Source organism: Paenibacillus polysaccharolyticus (assembly GCF_900102085.1).
In the GTDB taxonomy this organism is placed as follows: domain Bacteria; phylum Bacillota; class Bacilli; order Paenibacillales; family Paenibacillaceae; genus Paenibacillus; species Paenibacillus polysaccharolyticus.
The window spans coordinates 203814-223631 of record NZ_FMVM01000003.1; the positions used below are offsets into that span (position 1 = coordinate 203814).

Genomic DNA, 19818 nt, shown 5'->3' on the forward strand with positions numbered 1-19818 from the left:
GGAAGGAGAAACGGTGTATGAAAAGGTCTGTAGAACTATTGAAAAGCGAAGCGTTCCTGAACCGTCCACTACAGTTATTCGTTAATCGCTGCTTTGAGAACTTTATAATGCCCTTTCACACCCATGATTTTGTTGAATACAGCTATGTTGCCGAAGGTAGTGGGTTTCACCACATCGGTGAAGATATTGTACCTGTCAACAAGGGCATGTTATTTGTCATTCCTATCGGAATCCCTCACGTCTTCCGCCCCGTGAGTACAGATGCAACAAAAACACCCTTGGTCATCTATAACTGCTTGTTTAACGCCGAATTAATACAATCTTTGAGACATATTCTTCGGGATGAGGACATTATGCAACATCTGATGGACCTTGAGCAAAATCGGCAGAAGTATATCTCCGTCACAGATCATACAGGACGTTTGGAAGAATTAATGCATCAGTTATACCGTGAATTCTCCGTTCCCGGACCAGGTTCACTTGCGATGTTAGACACACTGGTTAGCCAATTAATTATCATGACTTACAGACAGGATCAACAGAAGAAGTGTATGGACTCCACTCCACATCCCCCTATGTTTCATGACATGGAAGCCATTCTTCATTACCTCAGGCAACATCTTGGCGAACGTATCCTTATGAGTGATTTGGTTCAGTTATCGCGGTGGAGTGAGAAAAAGATTGGAAGAATGTTCGTCCGTTATACCGGGCAGACATTTAGATCCTATGTACAACATCTACGCATTCAAAGAAGTTGTGAGCTGTTAAAGCGATCGGACCATAAAGTGGGTATGATTGCTGAAATGGTTGGTTATCAGGATATGGATTCCTTTCATGCTGCCTTCAAAAAAATAACGGGTGACAGCCCGCTAGCCTATCGCAAAAAATCCAGAGTATGACTTCTGCTCTGGATTACGGTAGTATTTTTTAATATTAAATATGAAGACCTGAAGGTAGCATCATCTCATCGATGTACAGCTTCGCATCTTTCCAGGACGACATTAGAGGAAAGCCATACTGCTCACAATGTAGTCTGTTCCACGGATGGGGAATACAGATTACTTTCCGACCACTTTCCACAGCCGGAATCAGATTATGTGGCCCATCATCGATTAAAAGATCAAATGTGAGCAAGTTTTTGCGTTTACACGTAATGAATTGCTCCAGTTTAATAAACGGCATATGTAGTTGTAGCCAATTCCACTTCTCATTAACCGTTCTCGGTTCTGCCGCTGTAACAATAATGAGATCATATACCTCGTTTAACTTCTGCATCTCTTCTACCACATACTCGTCATATAGTTCCAGTTCTTCGAACAGACCAGGACGCCCGTAAAACACCTCATGTGTACTATCAGGGTGACGCAAGTGCGTTGTATCCCAGTCGACCATATCTTCATATTGGAGAGGGTGCGTCGGGAAACTCCTGTTGTTATGGTATATAGCCCGTTTAACCAATTGACAAATCGTGTCATCCATATCTACGGCAATAATCGGTTTTCTCATTTTCATTCCTCCCTGATACGAACACAGTATATCATCTCATCCGGGATTCAGTCATTCATTTTCATAGGAACAATCCGAAAAAGGCTCTGCTCCGTAGCAAAATTCTACGAAACAAAGCCCTTTATATTCGTTCTAGGATCAATCCATATCCTCGCCGTTTGAAGCAATTACTTTTTTATACCAACCAAAACTTTTTTTCTTATACCGATTCAATGTCCCCTGTCCGTTATCATCCTGGTCCACATAGATTACACCATAACGTTTGGACATTTCCGAGGTAGATGCACTGATAATATCAATGGCTCCCCAGTTCGTGTATCCCATCAGTTCTACACCGCCCATGACCGCTTCCTTCATCTGTGTAATGTGTTTACGGAGGTAATCGATTCGGTAATCATCCTGAATGGAGCCATCCTCCTCCACTTTATCTTTCGCGCCAAGCCCATTTTCCACAACGAACAACGGTAACTGATAACGATCATACAGCTCCTTCAGTGCAATACGCAGCCCGACCGGATCAAGCTGCCAACCCCATTCTGTGCGTTCCAGATTCGGGTTTTTGATGGTACTGTACAAGTTGCCGCCCGTTACCCCGTAAACCTCAGGGTTCACCGCAGAGACAAGCGAAGTATAATAACTAAATGAGATAAAATCTACCGTATGCTCACGTAGTATTTGCTCGTCTCCAGGCTCCATGACCACGTTAATTCCATGATCTGACCAGTAACGAGTCATAAACACAGGGTAACTGCCGCGAACTTGTACATCCGTATGCAGCAGGTTGAGTTGATTGTCGATTTGAGCTTGTAGCACATCTTCGGGATTGGACGTCGCCGGGTAATGGATCATACGGGCCAGCATACATCCAATCTGGAACTCTGGGTTAATCTGCCGTGCTCTCTCAGTCACCAGACTACTGGCTACAAACTGATGATGAAGCGCCTGGTAGGACGCCTGCATAACGTTATCCACCCGATCCTCAATAATGCCACCACCTGTAAACGGCTCAATAATCGTCGTGTTGATCTCGTTGAACGTCAGCCAGTATTTTACCTTATCCTTGTACCTTGTCATGACCGTTTCTGCATATCTCACAAAATGCTCAATAACTTCACGACCTGCCCAACCGTTATATTTCAGTACAAGTGACATTGGCATCTCGTAATGAGAGAGGGTTACCAGTGGCTCAATATTGTATTTCCGAAGCTCGGAAAATACCTCATCATAAAAACGAAGGCCTTCTTCGTTTGGCTGCTCATCATAACCGTTCGGGAAAATACGCGGCCAGTTGATGGACAGACGGAACGTTTTAAAACCAAGCTCGGCAAACAGGGCAATATCTTCTCTGAAACGGTGATAAAAATCAATACCATATCGTTTCGGATAACCTTCCGAACTGTGATGTGCCATTGCCTTCTCCACCTTGGCAGTTGTGACATGCATCAACTCTCGCAAATTGGTATAATCCTTCTTCTCAAAATAAGGAACCATGTCTGCCGTAGACCAGCCTTTTCCTCCGACATCAAACGCCCCTTCAGCCTGGTTGGCAGCGATTGCGCCGCCCCATAAGAATCCTTCGGGAAATCCTTGTCTATTGTTCATATCAATCTCTCCTTGTTCACAGATTTGCTTTCAATACCTTCTCACCCATTTGCATATTTCCAAGTTGTATAGGCATAATCTCTTTATAATCGGCTGTATTGGTCACAACCATAGCAGTGGTTATGTCATATTCCTTCGCAATCTCATCCAGTTCAAAGGTTAGCAATAAATCACCAGCTTGTACGCGAGTCCCCGTTGCTACATGAGCTTCAAAGTATTGTCCGCGTAGTTTCACTGTGTTGATCCCAACATGAATAAGAAGCTCCATACCCTCATCACTGCGGACAACAATCGCATGTTTGGTTTTGAATACGTTCATCACCGTGCCTGTAACCGGGGACACCAGTTCACCCAAAGTAGGAACAAACGCCACACCTTTGCCCATCAATTCATCACCAAATGTCGGATCATTCACTTCTTGCAATGGGATGGATCTGCCTGTCATCGGAGCATAAGCGATAGCATCACCCGTAGGTGCAGGGACACCAAGATCCTCTATGTTGACAGGCGCGTTAACCATGTTAGCCTTATCTGTTGATGAGGTAGCGTTAGAAGCACCTGGAGCGAATTGGGCCAGCGCCTCTGCATCACCCTCTTCTTCCTTAATTCCGAACAGAATGGATACAATCGTACCTACAACAAAAGCGATAATCATACCTCCAAAGGAATACAGGAAGGTCTGTCCAACAAGGGACGGTAACCCCGGAAGTCCGCCATTCCCCGCGAGTACATAAGCTTTAGCGCCAAAAGCCAAGGCGAAACCGCCACCTACTGCACTACCGATCATCGCAGCGGCAAATGGCTTTTTATATTTCATATTAACCCCGTACATCGCCGGTTCGGTTACACCCATCAGAGCCGTGAAACTCGTGGATAAGGCCACGGTTTTGAGTTTTTTATCTTTAGCACGGAAGAATACACCGAGTGTTGCACCAGCCTGACCCATATTGGAAATGAACGTCAGAGGTAGGAATTTGTCAAAACCAAGTGTAGCAATATTGCTGAGAATAATCGGTACTAAAGCGTAGTGCATACCGGTCATGATAATCAGTGCCATGGCACCGCCAAGTACGATACCAGCGATCAAACCACCTTCGTTCAGTAGCCAGTTAATCCCATCGGACAAGCCATTACCAACAAATGTACCCAATGGACCAATCGCAATCAGTGTGACAGGAACCATCACCAGGAGCGTAATCAGTGGCACAAGCAAGAGCTTGAGCGCTGCAGGAATGATTCGATCCACCCATTTTTCAACATAAGACATCAACCATACCGCCAGCAAAATCGGAATAACCGATGAAGCATAACTTACCGCTGTGACCGGAATGCCTAGAAATGCAACCTTTTCTCCGCTGGAGAGCAAGGCCCCCATGTCGGGATACATCAAGGCTGTACCTAGTGCAATCGCTACGAATGGATTACTGCCAAACTTGCGCGCAGCGCTGACTGCAATCAGCAGTGGCAAGTAATGGAACACACCGTCACCAATCGCGGACAGGATACGATATGTGTCTGTACCAGCGGACATCCATTCCAGTGAAACGAACAGGGCCAGTAACCCTTTTAACATACCTGCGGCTGTTATGGCCGGCAGCATGGGAGCAAATACACCAGCAATCGTTTCGAAGATGTTCAGGATTACATTTTTACTTTTCTCCGGCTTAGCCTGCTTGTTATCTGCGTTTTGCTGAATGGACGGTTCTTCCTTCACCATCGCATCAAATACGTTGGACACATCGTTACCGATAATGACCTGGAATTGATCCCCCGAAATGTTAGTACCCATCACTTTGTCCAGCTGTTTGAGCGCGCCGTTGTCGACTTTCTCATTGCTCTTCAGATCAAAGCGCAGCCGAGTAACACAGTGATACACCGAATTAATATTGTCTTTTCCACCAACGGCTTTGATGATCTGCTGTGCCGTGTCTTGATGTTTCATCTGATTTCCTCCTTATTTTCCCCATAAAAAATACCCGAACAAAAATACGCAGATGTACCTGCATACTTTCATTCGGGTATTGCCTGATTGAACAGTAACAAGCCCATAGCGTTTAGGAAAACGTTACGTTTCCCGTTTTGTTTTCATGAGACGCTCCAGATGCAGGGTAAGGTACAACTGCTCCGAGTGAGTCATATCGTATTGATAATTTTTATGGATAAATGTCTCAATCTTGCCGATACATTTGAAGGTCTCCGGATAGTTTTTCCGGACCACCTCATACAGATACTCCTCCGCATCATCATGAGTCGAATGTGTAATGACTCGCTGACAGAAGTATTTTAGATGTGTGATAAAACGGAAATAGTTCACGCTATCCTCATCCAGTTCGACATTAAAGTGATATTTGATAATGTTCATAATCTCCTGCAGCAACTGCATCAGATGTGTAACATCATTCATAGAGTCGTTGACTTCCGCATTGATGAAATGCAGTGCAATGTTACATATTTCATCTTTAGGGAATTCGATATCCAGTCTTTCCTTTAGCAAGGTCAACGCCTCTTTGGCCACATCGTATTCTGCCTTATAGAAATGCTGTACTTCCCACGAGAGCGGATTGCGCGTAATCATTCCCTTCTCCAACCGCTGAACAGCAAAATGAATGTGGTCAGACAAGGAGACATAAATCCCGTCACTAATCGTTTTACTCAGCTGTGTTCGCGCCAACGTTACAATGTCATCGGTTGCCTGCAGAATCTCAATTGGTACTTCAGCTACAATGGATTTGAATTTCTCATAAATCGATGTATCCTGAAGACGAAACACCTTTTCGATTCGCTCTTCGTCAATCTCATCGCCAGCTTTGAACTTAAATCCGATACCCCGGCCGAGGATCAGCAATTCCTGATTTTTATCATCTACTGTGCTGACGATATTGTTATTAAATATCTGTTTAATAATCATAATGGACCCACCTGGTTTATTTTGAGACATAAAAAAGGGCAAAACCAAAATAGAAATAATAAGATCATTTCCATTGTGGTTTTGCCCGCTTTACCGGTAACAAGCCTCGCAAATAGTCTAGCATAAGCTGAAAACGGTGTCAACTAAGAGCATAAGGTAAAAATATAGAGTATGCAACATTTTCCTTTTCATCCACGTTAATAGTGTATCCAACTACAAATATCTAATGCAATCACAATTACATTTACGTAACAGGAGGAATACGTCTTGAAAAAATTTGTCTCGATCACCGCAGCTATCACTTCTATGTCACTATTATTATCCATAGCTCCCGCCGCTTGGGCAGAATCAAGTCCTACTTCCGTGGTTCAGGATGTTTCCAATACGCTGAATCTCGATCAAAAAGTGACTAAGCAATTAACCGATGCCATCACAGCACTGGCTGGAAAACAAACGATTCAATTCACATCGGCAGACACTGCATTTGATGATTGGGTTGTAAATAGCACATTAACTGGTGCAGCCGAGGCTGATGTCACTCAAAATTATAATTCCAAAAAGGCAAAAGTTACTTCTACCTTAATCAATTATAAAGCGGATGATCTTAACAAAGTATTGGATCAAGCTTTATACAACAAAATACAATCGTTCCTGAAGTCTTTCGACAAAGACAAAAAATTTAAAGCGGATGCCTTCTGGCGAGTTAAACAAGATCTAAACGACAGCGGACTCAAAAACTACTGGGTGATCTGGGGACATGACCAAAGTTTATACGTCGATGTGGATCATAACAACCAATTGTCAGCAAGTATTCTGTATGACCTTAAGGAAGCACGAGCTACACTTACGAACAAAGCCCGAAACTCACTCAAAATGCTTGGCATCTCATCCGTTAAGGCATTTGATTATTCATTGCTTACCAAAGAAAACAAAGATACACTCTGGGTATATCAGGATGATAGTAGTATAAACTCAGTGCATATTGGAAGTAGCACCGGCAAGGTGTGGAAGGTAATCAACGAATTTGGCACGGACTGGAACAATGATGCTGATTTTAAAAAGTCTTTTGCCAAACCTAAGCTGAGTAAAAAGAAAGCCCTCTCCGCCGCAGCGCCAAAAGTAAAATCGATCTTTGGCCTGAATTTGAAAGGATACAGTGTTCGTATCCAAGATAACCAATACACCTTTACAAAAAAAGGAGCCACCACGCTCATCGGTAAAATCAACAAAAAAGGCGCTTTTTATTCGTTTGAAGCGATTCCCGTAAATGGAGTACGAAACTAACTGTCCGTTTGCAGAACTAAGCAAAACAGCCCCTTCTATCACGAAGGGGCTGCTTTGTTTATTGTCTGAAAGTCACGTTGATCTGCACAATTTCGGAACGGCTACTTGTCCGGATGGGTGGTCCCCAGAAACCGTATCCCGAGGTGACAATCGAGTGCATGGAGCCCTTTTGCAGATAACCCCAATCATTCTCATAGATTGCTTGTGTTATGAATTGAGCAGGTGCAATCTGCCCCCGGTGGGTATGACCTGATACAACTAAATCAACTTTGTTCTTCTCCGCGATATCCAGATCGTACGGCTGATGATCCAGCATGATTACAGGCTGGTTCAGATCTGCATTTTGCATAAGCGTTGCTACGTCTGCCCGATCTTCTTCCGTTCGGTCTTTCCGTCCAATCAACGTAATTTTGTTGTCCAATACGATCTTGTCGTCATACAGCACCTGAATATTGCTTTTCTCCAATGCAGCGATTAAATCCTCTATAGGGCCGTCAAACTTGTCATGGTTTCCCAGTGAAGCATATACGCCATACGGAGCCTTGATTTCACTAATGATATCGGCAATACCACTCTTCTCATACATCGCCAGATTGTCATCGATCAGGTCACCTGGATATAAGACGAGGTCAGGTTTGAGGGCATTAATCTCCTCTACCATGCGTTTTGCATGAGCAGGACCAGACAACAGTCCAAAATGCATATCCGCAGCCATGACAATATTCAGCTTGTCGACGCCTTCCACCTTTTTATCAATCTGAATGTTATATTGTCTGACGACTGGACTGTACGCGTTGAAAATTCCGTATCCCATTGTAGAGATAAGTAAAACCAGCGTAACTACACCCGCCCATTTATGAGCGTGATGTCTAGGAATTCGCGTCAAGCGTAGAAGCCACAACGTCAGGTGCACTACAGGTAATATGAGCAATAACAGCGAGAAAACCGCCAGCCAATAGGAACCAATGACACCGAGAAACGAAATGCTGCCAAATATGCGCGCCAAAATAAAGGAAGCCGCTAGAAAAACCAGTGCTACGATATACAACCAGCGAAATCTGGCTGCCACTACGGGTTTCATCCAACTCCAGCCGCTCCAGCCTATGTAGAAGACTAATAATCCATATACGAGCAAAAACAAAATACCTACGAGTACAAACATGCCTGGCCTGACCCCCACCTTCAAAAAGTTATATACTGCAATTTTAACGGATACAGTTCCGTCTGAACTAGTATAACTTAAATAGAGGTGCCTCAGCATCTTTTACAGACTCCAGATGGGTACATTTTATTACAATTTTATGATATCAAATTTTGAAAAGTCTCCACCTCTGTATTATCAACCATACATATCGAAGTTGTGCCAAAACCAAAAAAGCACCTCTGCAACTCTCCCCTGAGTAAACTCAAAAGGATTGTTGCAGAGGTGCTTATATTTAAAATTACACGTTAGTATCCATCCATTGGAAGTGGAATGAACCTTCTTTGTCCACACGTTGGAATGTGTGTGCTCCGAAGTAGTCACGTTGTGCTTGCAGCAAGTTGGCTGGCAAACGCTCTGTACGGTAGCTGTCGTAGTAAGACAACGCGCTGGAGAAGCCTGGTACCGGAATACCTTGTTTCACCGCAGCGGCTACCACCTCACGCCATGCATCCTGGTAAGATTCCACGATGTTTTGGAAGTATGGATCAAGGAGCAGGTTTTTCAGGGCTGCATCTTTGTCATATGCTTCCTTGATGTTTTGCAGGAACTGTGAACGGATAATGCAACCGCCGCGGAAGATCATCGCGATGTTGCCGTATTTCAGATCCCAGCCATATTCGTCGGATGCGGCACGCATCTGTGCGAAACCTTGAGCGTAGGATACGATTTTACTTGCGAACAGCGCTTTGCGCACGTTCTCGATGAATGCTTTTTTGTCACCAGAGAATGCTTCGGCCTTAGGTCCGTTCAGGATTTTGCTTGCAGCGATACGCTCGTCTTTCATCGCCGACAAGAAACGGGAGAATACGGATTCCGTAATCATGGACAATGGTACGCCGAGATCCAGCGCGCTCTGGCTTGTCCATTTGCCTGTTCCTTTTTGTCCAGCGGCATCCAGAATAACGTCAACCATTGGTTTGCCTGTTTCTGGATCGTATTTGGAGAAGATATCCGCTGTGATCTCGATCAGATAGCTGTCAAGTTCACCTTGGTTCCACTCTGTGAAGATTTCATGTAATTCTTCCACGGAAACGTTCAGTACGGATTTCAATAAGTGGTATGCTTCACCAATCAACTGCATGTCACCATACTCGATACCGTTATGCACCATTTTAACGTAGTGTCCCGCACCGTCAGGTCCGATATACGTACTGCACGCATCATCGCCAACTTTGGCAGAGATTGCTGTCAGGATCGGTTCTACAAGCTCATAAGCACTTTCCTGACCGCCCGGCATAATTGCAGGACCTTTCAGTGCACCTTCTTCCCCACCGGATACACCTGCACCGATGAAACGGAAACCTTTGGCTTCCAGCTCTTTGCTACGACGCTGTGTATCAGGGAAGTACGCATTACCGCCATCGATAATGATATCTCCTTGATCCAAATGAGGAAGCAATTGCTCAATAGTAGCATCCGTCGCTTTACCCGCTTGTACCATGATCAAGATTTTGCGTGGTGATTCCAAAGAAGCTACGAACTCTTCAATGGAAAACGTTCCGATCAGGTTTTTACCGTCTGCTTCTTTCAGAAGATCATGCGTTTTCTCTGGTGAGCGGTTAAATACCGATACCGAGAAACCTTTACTTTCAATGTTAAAAGCCAGGTTTTTCCCCATTACTGCAAGTCCAATGACACCAATCTGTTGTTTACTCATTATGTCCTCCCGAAACTCCATGATTTATATATATTTTTCATTAAACCTTATCCACACGTATGGCTATTATTGTACTGTTTTTTTCCAGTCTGCTGCAAACTTCTCCATGCCTTGATCTGTCAATGGATGTTTGGAAATTTGTTCAATGACGGCAAATGGAACTGTTGCAATATGTGCTCCAGCCATCGCTACGCGTGTAACGTGATCCGGATGTCTAACGGATGCAGCAATGATCTGTGCATCGAGGTTATGTGTGCGGAACAGTTCAGCTACTTTGGCTACCAGTTGTACGCCGTCTTCGGAGATGTCGTCCAGACGTCCCAAGAAAGGGGATACGTAGGTTGCACCTGCACGAGCTGCAAGCAACGCCTGATTCACGGTGAAGATCAAAGTCACGTTTGTTTTTACACCTTTTTTAGTCAAGTAACGGCAAGCTTCCAGACCCGCAAGCGTCATTGGCAATTTAATCGTAATGTTTTTGTCGTTGTTGTTGATTTTGATCAATTCATTCGCTTGAGCAATCATTTCTTCAGCAGTCAGCGCATCCGGCGTTACTTCAGCGGAAACAGACTCCACTTCAGGCACAAGCTTCAGAATTTCTTCGATGCGGTCTTCGAATTTCACGCCTTCTTTGGCTACCAGGGAAGGGTTCGTTGTTACACCAGACAATACACCGATTTTGTATGCTTTTTGAATGTCTTCCACGTTAGCTGTATCGATAAAAAATTTCATGATTAAATAACCTCCGATTAGTTTGATTTTTTAGTTGTTTTGAATTAGCTGTTGCCGTTAACTGCCATCGGTACATCGCTGTCTTGCTCAGAAATCAGTTCACTTGGTTCATCAAACCACCAATGATGACCTTCCGCCTCAAGCATAGCATCCGACTCCGCTGGTCCATAGCTTCCTGCCGGATATAAGTGAAGTGGTAGCAGATTTTCATTGAATGCATCCAGAATCGGTTGCACCCAAGCCCAGGATAACTCAACTTCGTCCCAATGTGCAAAAAATGTTGGATCACCATGCAACGCATCGCGAATCAAGTTCTCATAAGCTTCTGCCAGATCTCCCTGATTAGGAGCAAGATCAATGTGAACGGGTTTGAACTCCCCTTTATTTTCAGGATCACTTGCGTTCAGTTGCAGTGTCATGCTTTGATCCGGGCTCATCTCAATCACAAGCAGGTTCGGCTTCGAACCATTGTTCTTGATCAGGTGACCTTGGCCTGAAGGTTCTTTGAACTCAATCACGATTCGTGTTGATTTCTCCTTCATTCTTTTACCCGTACGGATGTAAAACGGAACACCTCTCCAGAAGAAATCATCAATTTGCAGCTTTGCGGCAATAAATGTGTCATTCATCGTGTTCTCGGCAACACCTGGTTCATCTGCATAAGCATGTACTGGTTTTCCTTGAATGCTACCTGCAGCGTACTGTCCACGGATGATGCTTGCACCGACTGTTTGTTTCTGAAGGGGCTGAATGGACTCCATAATGTGTTTCTTCTTCTGGCCCACATTTTCGGAAGTGCTGTTATATGGAAGCTGAATTGCCATCATCATAAGCAATTGCAACATATGATTCTGGAACATGTCACGCACAGCACCTACATGATCATAATAGGATGCGCGTTCTTCGACACCTACAGTCTCATTTGCCGTAATTTGCACGTTAGAGATGTAACGGTTGTTCCAGAGAGCCTTCATAATCGGGTTACTCTGATGAAGTGTCTCCAGCTTCTGAACCATCGGTTTTCCCAGGTAGTGGTCAATCCGATAAATCTCTTCCTCTGTGAAGGATTCACTCAGCTTGCGGTTAAGGTCACGTGCTGACTGCAAATCATGACCAAATGGCTTCTCGATGACGAGACGTTTCCACCCTTGTGTTGAACCAAGCCCGCTTGCCTGAATATTTTCAGCGATCGGTTCGAAGAATTCCGGACCAACCGAGAGATAAAACAAGCGATTGGATGGGATGCCCAATTCAGCTTCTCTTTGCTCAACCAATTGAAGCAACTTTATATAATCTTCCTTATGTGTGATATTCAATACACTGTAGCGAAAAGCTTTTACAAATGATTTTACTGATTGATGATCTCCTTGACGTCTGGAGAACTCATGCAAAGATTTTTCCACTTGAGCTTGGAAAAATTCATCCGACCATTCTCTGCGGCCCATGCCAATCAGGGAGAAGGTTTCAGGAAGCTTTTTCTCAAGGTACAGATTATATAGGGCAGGATATATTTTTCTTTTGGCTAAATCTCCAGTAGCACCAAATAAAACAATTGTTGTTGGTTCCATCTTACCGTGCTCCTTCCAAGTAACTCTGGTTTCTTTGTTGTAGTTACACTATAATACGTTTTATAGCTATACAAGTAATTAATATATTTCACAGGAGCTATAGACGATATCTATGACAACAAATTATGAATTATATAAAGTCTTTTACTGGGCTGCCAAAACAGGCAGTCTGACCCAAGCCGCCAAAGCCCTTTACATCACACAACCCAGCGTCAGTCACGCGATCAAACAGTTGGAAGACAGCTTCGGACTTACTCTTTTCTATCGAAATTCCAAGGGAGTTGCATTAACTCAGGAAGGTGCCAGCCTGTACTCCTATATTGAACAATCCCAGATTCTCATCTCCCTTGCAGAAGAAAAAATGGCTGCGCTAAAAAATCTGGATAACGGGGAACTTCGGATTGGCGGTAGCGACTCCCTCTTCAAACATTACATGTTATCGTATCTGGAGGAGTTTCACATTCAGTACCCTAACATCAAGCTGCATCTAAGCCATGGAACGACGCCGGAAGTCATTACGTTTCTGAAAGAAGGCAAAATCGATCTTGGCGTTGTGCGTATGCCCATCGTTGACCCACAGCTGGAAGTACGCGAGAGCATCCAACTTAAGGATTGTTTTGTTGCCGGCGAACGATATGCCCAGTTGAAGGGAAAAGTGTTGACCCTTGAACAACTGCTTGAACATGAGCTTATTCTGTTTTCCCGGAACAGCCGGGTTCGGATGGCCATCACAGAACTCTTCAATCATTATAATTACACGTTAAAACCAGAAATAGAGGTCGGCAGCGTTGACCTCCTGATTGAATTTGCTCGCCGCGGCTTGGGAATCTCTTATGTCACACGAGAATTTATCTCCAAAGAGCTGGAAGAAGGCTCTCTCTTTGAGATTCAGCTCGACGTTCCTCTTCCTCCTTCTCATGTAGGGATCATGACAAAACGGAATATGCCGATCTCTTCGGCTGCGAATCACTTTATGGACTTGATTTTCAAAGGACAGGCGGACACCTCGAGAACATGATCCGTTGAGAACAAGATAAAGAGCCTCAAGGCCCTGCATGCAGGATCTTGAGGCTCTTTATCTTCTTTATTTTAAATAAATTATATTGATTACTGAATGAAGTGAGTTCTTCAACTTTTAATGGCTGACCAGATAAGAAGCGTCCAGAATGAGAGCCACTTTACCGTTCCCCAGAATGGTTGCACCAGATAGATGATTCATTGCTCCGAGGTATGTTCCAAGAGACTTAATTACCACTTCCTGATTACCGATAATTTCGTCTACTGCATATGCTGCAATTTTATCGACCGAACGCACAATGACGAGTGGAATCGTCTTGGACTTACGGTCGGTACGCGGGTACTGGAGCTTGTCACACAGTCGGTAGAAAGGCACGATACGTCCATGATTCAAAATGGATTGCTGTCCCTGAATCATCTGAATCTCTTCCGGTTTAATGCGCACGATCTCCGCTACGTTGTACATGGGCAAAATCAATACCCTACCAGATACATTCACCAGAAGCCCTTTGATAATGGCTAAGGTTAGCGGTAACCTAATCGTAAACGTCGTTCCGATACCAACCTCTGTATCAATATCTATGATGCCATTCAACCTTCCGATCTGGCTTCTTACGATATCCATACCGACACCTCGGCCGGATACATCACTAACGGATGAAGCTGTGGAGAATCCTGGTTCAAAAATCAGATGGACGGCTTCCTGTGCATTCAAACGAGCCGCTTGTTCTTCGGTGATCAGGCCTTTCTTCAGTGCAGAAGCTTTAATCTGCTCTCCATCAATACCCTTACCATCATCGGAGAAACGTATGACCACATGATTTTCCTCGTGGTATGAGGTCAGTTTGATTCGTCCTTTGGCAGGCTTGTTCTGTTGGGCACGAACCTCAGCACTCTCAATGCCATGATCTGCACTGTTCCGAATCAGATGGATTAACGGATCACTGAGTTCTTCGATAATCATGCGATCCAGCTCAGTCTCTCCGCCTTTAATGACCAGCTCAATATCTTTGCCCAGCTTCTGCGACAAATCCCGAACCAGCCTCGGGAACCGGTTCAACAATTGATCAATTGGCAACATCCGCGTCTTCATAACTCCGTCCTGCAGTTCCTTAATGACTCTACCCATATGGTCGGACACTCCGCCAATACTTTGAATCACTGGGGAGGGCTCCTTACGGGCACCAGTGCGGCTCAAATCAGCAAGAGAGGTCTGATCAATAAGCAGCTCACCCACGAGGTTCATCAAATGATCCAGTCGCTCAACACTTACGCGAACCGTAGGCTGGGTTGACTTCATCTTATCTTCCTGATGAGGCACTGACGTGTCGCTTTTTTCTTTGCTAACTGTCATTTCAGTCTCTATTAATTCAGATGTTACAGCAACCTCTTCTGTCGCCAAAATATATGGACCGACATCCACGCTCCGAATATCCGAATCTCCGGATAACGCACTCTCAATCTGAGCTTGATCCAGAGAAGATGCTGTAACGATCACAAACTCGTTATAGTGCGCCTCTCCCAGTTCCTCATCAAGACCCTGCTTTTCAATGGATGTGGCTAGTACACTGCCACATACATCTTCAACCCGTTTGCACAAAATATGATATCTAGCTGCTTTCATCAAACAATCTGAGCTTAATACAATGCGAATGGAAAAAATCTGCTGACCTGGTTCAAGTACTTCATCGAACAGATTCGACTCCACAGACTGTAGAACGGGTGACTTGGTCTGCTGAGCCAAGGCCGGTTGATGAATCATGTCTTGTATTTCTTTAACCACTGTACGGAAATCAGTAAAACTTTCGCCTTGCACGTATTGATCCCTAAGCACTCTCATGGCATCCAACGAACGAAAAAGGGTGTCAACGAGTTGTGCGGTAATTTCCGGTTTCTTGGATCGCACCCATTCCAATGCATACTCCACTTCATGTGTCAGATCACTTAATTCACGAAAATCCATAGTCGAAGCCGAGCCCTTAATCGTATGAGCCGCCCGAAATAAGGTCTGCACAAGTTCCACAGAAGGTGAAAGCTCAAGTGCAAGCAAGGACTGATCCATCCGTTCCAACTGATCATTCAGTTCTTCGATAAATATGTCGCGATAGGCGGACAAATCCATCATTGGTGCATTCCCTCCTAACCGCCCAATATTTCATCCAGTTTCAATATACCAACCAGACTGTCTCCCTGTTGGCCCACACCCTGAAAAAATATCTCAAGGTTGCGTCCATGACCTCCAGTAGGCGGATGTATTTCCGAATAAGTTGTGACTTTGCTGACTCGATCTACAATCAAACCGATATACTCATCTTGATAACGTACCACAATGATTCGGGTCGCCCGGGTAGCCGGTTCGTCTGACATGCCAAGTAAATTACGCAGGCTCATGACGCAGACAACTTTACCACGCAGGTTCATGACTCCTTTGATTTCGGTACGACTAAACGGAATATCTGTAATACTTTGCATTTTTATAATTTCATGAATTTCTTCGATTCGAATGGCACAGGTCTCTGCGCCAACAGATAATTCGATATATTGTTCTTTCTGAAGTGAAGACATCGTTTCACCCTCAATTCGTTATTATTACTGGGTTTTGAAAGCAGACGCAGATACAGACAATTCTTCTGCAAGATGTGCCAGTGATTGACAAGTGGCCGCCGTTTCTTCCGATGCCGCCGCAGATTCCTCACTGGATGCAGAAATCGACTCTACCGAGCTCATCACCTCAGCAGCTTGTGCCGCCTCTTCCTCACACGCAGCCGCGATTTCATTGACTTTCTGAGAAGAATTATTCACCATCTCAATGATCTGATCAAAGGCTAGTCCTGTTTTGGATGATTGCTCTACACTATCCGAAACGGCTTGCACGCTTTGTCTCGTATTCTCCTGCATTACTTTGATAATTGTTGTGATTTCTTTGGTCGCTTCGCCACTGCGTTCAGCAAGCTTGCGAACTTCATCAGCTACAACAGCAAATCCTCTTCCTTGCTCTCCTGCACGGGCTGCTTCAATCGCCGCATTTAATGCAAGTAAGTTTGTCTGTTCAGCAATATCGTCAATAACTTCGATGATGTCACCAATTTTGCGTGAATCTTCTTCAAGCTTCGCCATTTTCATATTCACGGCTTGCATACCTTCCAGGGAAGTTTGAACAACATGACCGCCTTCACGTGCCGTTTTCACCGTATCATTAGACAACTCAGCGGCTTCTTCAGCACTTGCGGCTACAGAGTTAATCGCCAGAGACAACTCCTTAAACAATTCGGAGATGTTTGCTGCTTCACTGGACTGACTTGTGCTTGTACTAGCAATTTCCTGTGTACTTGCCGAGATTTGTTCAGACGATGCTGCAACGCTCTGTGAATTCATGACAATGTTATTAATTAATTCTCGCAGATTGTCTACCATGCGATTAAGCGCAAAGGCCAGTTGCCCAACCTCGTCTTTTGAGGAGATATCAGACTTGAGAGTTAAGTTTCCGTTAGACACTTCCGTAGCTAGACCAAGCATAGCCATAAGAGGTCTGGAGATGGAACGCGAGATGACAAATCCAATGATAATACTAAAAATAATAGAGCCTATGACCAAAGCAACGGTAACCGAGAATGCACTTGTGTACGCTGCTTCCGACTTTGAATTGTTCTCTTCCGCCAGTTTCACATTCAATTCCACCATTTCACCCATCGTAGCGAGGGCTTCATCACCAGGAGGTTTGAGTGTATCTTTCAAGAAAACGATAAACCCTTGATCATCATCGTTTTTCGCGAGCTCTATACCTTGCTCAAAGATTCGCATGTAATTTGAGTACTGTGTATCGAATTTGCTAAGGAGCTCGCTTTCTTGGGGGGTCGTTGCCAGAGGACGGTAGCCATCAATTTGATTCTTAATGTTATCTTTAATGGTATTAATATTATCGACAATACGGTTTTGCTCTGCGGCACTCTTCTCAAAGTTGAGATCACGAATGTTAACCCGCATTCTCTGGTAATTCATTTGGGCTCCGCTTAATTCTTTTACCGAGATTAGATTGCTGTTATACATTTCTTTCATGTGCTCATTGGTACTTCTAAGTGTCGTGATTGAATACACTCCCAGAATCGCAAGAATCAGAGATACTACCAAAAATGCTGAGATAATCTTTGTTGCTGTTTTCAAGTTGCTAAACCACTTCATTTTATCTCCCCCTAAGTTTCTTCGTGTCTAGTTATGTAAATAAAGTTTGCTAATCCATTCTATGGATCGCTCTCCAGACAACATACGATGTATTTCGACAGAAATATTAGAAAACTGAATAGATAAATTTTATTTTTGCAAACTTTCATTTTTATGTAAAATTTTTATGATAAATAAGACTCTTGTTTTTATCATATTAAATACTATTAATCTAAATTTAATAGAATAAACATTCATATTAACGAAATTTATATATACATTTTTGTACATATCTCTTTTTTTGATGATGTGAGCTCAATGTTATCTTTTTCACTTAGACCTATATGTTAGTTCATAGTTCTTTGGACTAATTCATATGATATCTAATCGAGATAGTTCTACTTACCTGTTCAAAATATGTAATAAATACGACTTAAGACTAATAATAAAATTAAAATACATGATTCAATTGAACTAAAAAAACAACCAAATTCACTATGCAGGAGTTTGATTGTTTTCTAGATTCATATGCAATTTTTAAGCTCCTTTGATTCAATCGAAATACGAGTTATTCATATCCTTCCATCTGCTCAAGCTCTGCTATACGGTCTTTGATTCGCTGTGGAATAAGTTCAAACAGCTTGTCCCATGTCATAAACATCTCCGGTTTCAACAAATACTCTTCAAACTGCATCGAGGGTACAAATGCTTTGGTTTGCAGATATTTTTTGACTCGCGCATCGATCTGTTCACTGGTTTGAAAAAACGGTTCAAACATTTCGTTTACAAGCAAGCCATCACATCCCGCCTCAGCGCCTGCTACACTATACAGATTGGGCAACAACTCAAATACAACCGGCAATGGTGAAAAGGCGTGTTTCCCCGGCTGGGAGTACAGGCACACATGATGACCAACCAGATTAACTCTATCTTTTAACAGCCCTCTTAATACTCTCCCATGAAAGCTGGCTTCGCAATCCACGACTTCTCCATCATGTCCCACATACACCCATACATGCTCCAGCTCATAGAGATGTCCGATCTCGTAATCCCACCATATCGCATATTCGATAACATACTTTACTGCTTCAGAAGGAAACTGTAGCTCTCTACGAAAAGAAGGAGACGGCCCAGAATGCTCAAGCACGGACACGCCAACGAAATCCGGATAAAAAGGCTCATTCTGATCAAACATGATTACTGGTGCATAACTTAATGCTGTTTCCAGCCATTCATTTTTAGCAATAGTCATAGAAGAATCCTCCATTTTCATTGTTGTTACTCCTATAGTAACAGAGAGAAGGTGAATGGCGTCAACTTATGTAAATGTAAAAACCTGCAACCGAATATACGCAGTTGCAGGTTAGGGAATAATATTCAATTAAGACAGGTATAAACAGCCTGGATGATTTCGGTTATTAACGTTATTCCCTTGGCGCCTTAGAAGCCTTTGAAGCTTGAACGGAGGTATCCGAAACGTCTGTTCCACAACCAATATTAGGGCCAAGAATGGCATCATTCTGGATGGACGCAACCGCTTTGGCATAAGCTTCTTCATCCAGACAATATGCACGGTGAGCAACCTCCGGCGGTGTAGCCGCAAGAAAATCTGCCCCAAATACAATATCCGGTGTCGGTTGATCAAATATGGTCAGCACATATACGCCATCGGTCTCCGCAACAAACCAATGAAACCAGCCTTTTGGAAAAACAACCACTTGCCCCGGCTTCAAACGATACGTTATCCGTTCACGTGTGAACGGATTGAACACGGAAGCTGTAATCTCACCGCTGATTACCACGACCATCTCGGTTACATTGGGGTGCCAGTGGGGCTGCACAATAATCCCTTTACTCAGATACACATTAAAAAAACCATTCTCAATCGTTGGCAACTGCTCTCCAAATAACTGAGTGACGTAGTTGCTTGAATCTCTCCGGTAATTCACCACAGCATTGGAATCAGCAGCAAGCGGAACATTGGGGGATTTCAAGATCGGATTGATCATCAGTTATATTCTCCTCCTTGGGCAAACATCTCGTTGTTGTACTGTATGCTGGGACATCATGAGATAATACTGCATTCAAGCTCTGGCGTATAACTAAGTCAAACTGTGCGTGCTGCGGATAAGAAGAACGTGGGCTGTGCTTGCCTTGAATTGGAAGTTTATGAGACTTAGAT

Annotated in this window: 16 protein-coding genes; 3 read left to right on the plus strand and 13 right to left on the minus strand. The window is 43.8% G+C overall.

Annotation, left to right across the window (positions count from 1 at the left end; translation table 11 throughout):
• The first annotated feature begins 17 nt into the window (after positions 1-17).
• Entirely contained in the window at positions 18-899 is an 882-nt protein-coding gene (locus tag BLQ13_RS05580; protein WP_090916906.1) for an AraC family transcriptional regulator, read from the plus strand.
• 34 nt (positions 900-933) lie between these two features.
• On the opposite strand, the gene BLQ13_RS05585 is transcribed toward BLQ13_RS05580, so the two are convergent.
• The 4 genes from BLQ13_RS05585 to licT all read right to left on the minus strand — a co-directional run bounded on the left by BLQ13_RS05585 (position 934) and on the right by licT (position 6016).
• Complete coding sequence (locus tag BLQ13_RS05585; protein WP_090916908.1) at positions 934-1506, minus strand: 5' nucleotidase, NT5C type; 573 nt, start codon at positions 1504-1506, stop codon at positions 934-936.
• Positions 1507-1644: 138 nt separating this feature from the next.
• Positions 1645-3108, minus strand: a complete 1464-nt coding sequence (locus tag BLQ13_RS05590) for a glycoside hydrolase family 1 protein (RefSeq protein ID WP_090916910.1) — start codon at positions 3106-3108, stop codon at positions 1645-1647.
• Positions 3109-3124: 16 nt separating this feature from the next.
• Complete coding sequence (locus BLQ13_RS05595) at positions 3125-5050, minus strand: beta-glucoside-specific PTS transporter subunit IIABC (RefSeq protein WP_090916912.1); 1926 nt, start codon at positions 5048-5050, stop codon at positions 3125-3127.
• 123 nt (positions 5051-5173) lie between these two features.
• On the minus strand, positions 5174-6016 hold the full coding sequence (licT, locus tag BLQ13_RS05600) for a BglG family transcription antiterminator LicT (RefSeq protein ID WP_090916914.1): 843 nt from the start codon (positions 6014-6016) through the stop codon (positions 5174-5176).
• A 267-nt stretch (positions 6017-6283) separates the two neighbouring features.
• Between licT and BLQ13_RS05605 the strand changes: the two genes are divergently transcribed.
• A complete protein-coding gene (locus BLQ13_RS05605; protein WP_090916916.1) occupies positions 6284-7300 on the plus strand; it encodes a hypothetical protein in 1017 nt (338 codons plus the stop codon).
• A gap of 58 nt (positions 7301-7358) precedes the next feature.
• Here BLQ13_RS05605 and BLQ13_RS05610 read toward each other — a convergent pair whose 3' ends face one another.
• The 4 genes from BLQ13_RS05610 to zwf form a co-directional block, all read right to left on the minus strand.
• Positions 7359-8462: a metallophosphoesterase gene (locus BLQ13_RS05610; RefSeq protein ID WP_090916919.1), complete on the minus strand. Its 1104-nt coding sequence runs from the start codon at positions 8460-8462 to the stop codon at positions 7359-7361.
• 280 nt (positions 8463-8742) lie between these two features.
• Complete coding sequence (gene gndA / locus BLQ13_RS05615) at positions 8743-10161, minus strand: NADP-dependent phosphogluconate dehydrogenase (RefSeq protein ID WP_090916921.1); 1419 nt, start codon at positions 10159-10161, stop codon at positions 8743-8745.
• 66 nt (positions 10162-10227) lie between these two features.
• Complete coding sequence (fsa, locus tag BLQ13_RS05620) at positions 10228-10893, minus strand: fructose-6-phosphate aldolase (protein ID WP_090916923.1); 666 nt, start codon at positions 10891-10893, stop codon at positions 10228-10230.
• 44 nt (positions 10894-10937) lie between these two features.
• A complete protein-coding gene (gene zwf / locus BLQ13_RS05625; RefSeq protein ID WP_090916928.1) occupies positions 10938-12461 on the minus strand; it encodes a glucose-6-phosphate dehydrogenase in 1524 nt (507 codons plus the stop codon).
• Positions 12462-12573: 112 nt separating this feature from the next.
• Here zwf and BLQ13_RS05630 point away from each other — a divergent pair, with 112 nt between their 5' ends.
• On the plus strand, positions 12574-13479 hold the full coding sequence (locus tag BLQ13_RS05630) for a LysR family transcriptional regulator (protein WP_090916930.1): 906 nt from the start codon (positions 12574-12576) through the stop codon (positions 13477-13479).
• Between the two features lie 117 nt (positions 13480-13596).
• On the opposite strand, the gene BLQ13_RS05635 is transcribed toward BLQ13_RS05630, so the two are convergent.
• The 5 genes from BLQ13_RS05635 to BLQ13_RS05655 all read right to left on the minus strand — a co-directional run bounded on the left by BLQ13_RS05635 (position 13597) and on the right by BLQ13_RS05655 (position 19645).
• The gene (locus tag BLQ13_RS05635) at positions 13597-15603 is read right to left on the minus strand and encodes a chemotaxis protein CheA (RefSeq protein WP_090916932.1); all 2007 of its coding nucleotides are present in this window, start codon (positions 15601-15603) and stop codon (positions 13597-13599) included.
• Between the two features lie 14 nt (positions 15604-15617).
• Positions 15618-16043, minus strand: a complete 426-nt coding sequence (locus BLQ13_RS05640) for a chemotaxis protein CheW (protein WP_090916934.1) — start codon at positions 16041-16043, stop codon at positions 15618-15620.
• Positions 16044-16067: 24 nt separating this feature from the next.
• Positions 16068-17657, minus strand: a complete 1590-nt coding sequence (locus BLQ13_RS05645; protein WP_090916936.1) for a methyl-accepting chemotaxis protein — start codon at positions 17655-17657, stop codon at positions 16068-16070.
• A 547-nt stretch (positions 17658-18204) separates the two neighbouring features.
• Positions 18205-18888, minus strand: coding sequence for a hypothetical protein (locus BLQ13_RS05650; RefSeq protein ID WP_090917318.1), 684 nt, complete (start codon positions 18886-18888; stop codon positions 18205-18207).
• 172 nt (positions 18889-19060) lie between these two features.
• Positions 19061-19645, minus strand: coding sequence for a cupin domain-containing protein (locus tag BLQ13_RS05655; RefSeq protein ID WP_090916939.1), 585 nt, complete (start codon positions 19643-19645; stop codon positions 19061-19063).
• Positions 19646-19818: the final 173 nt, after the last annotated feature.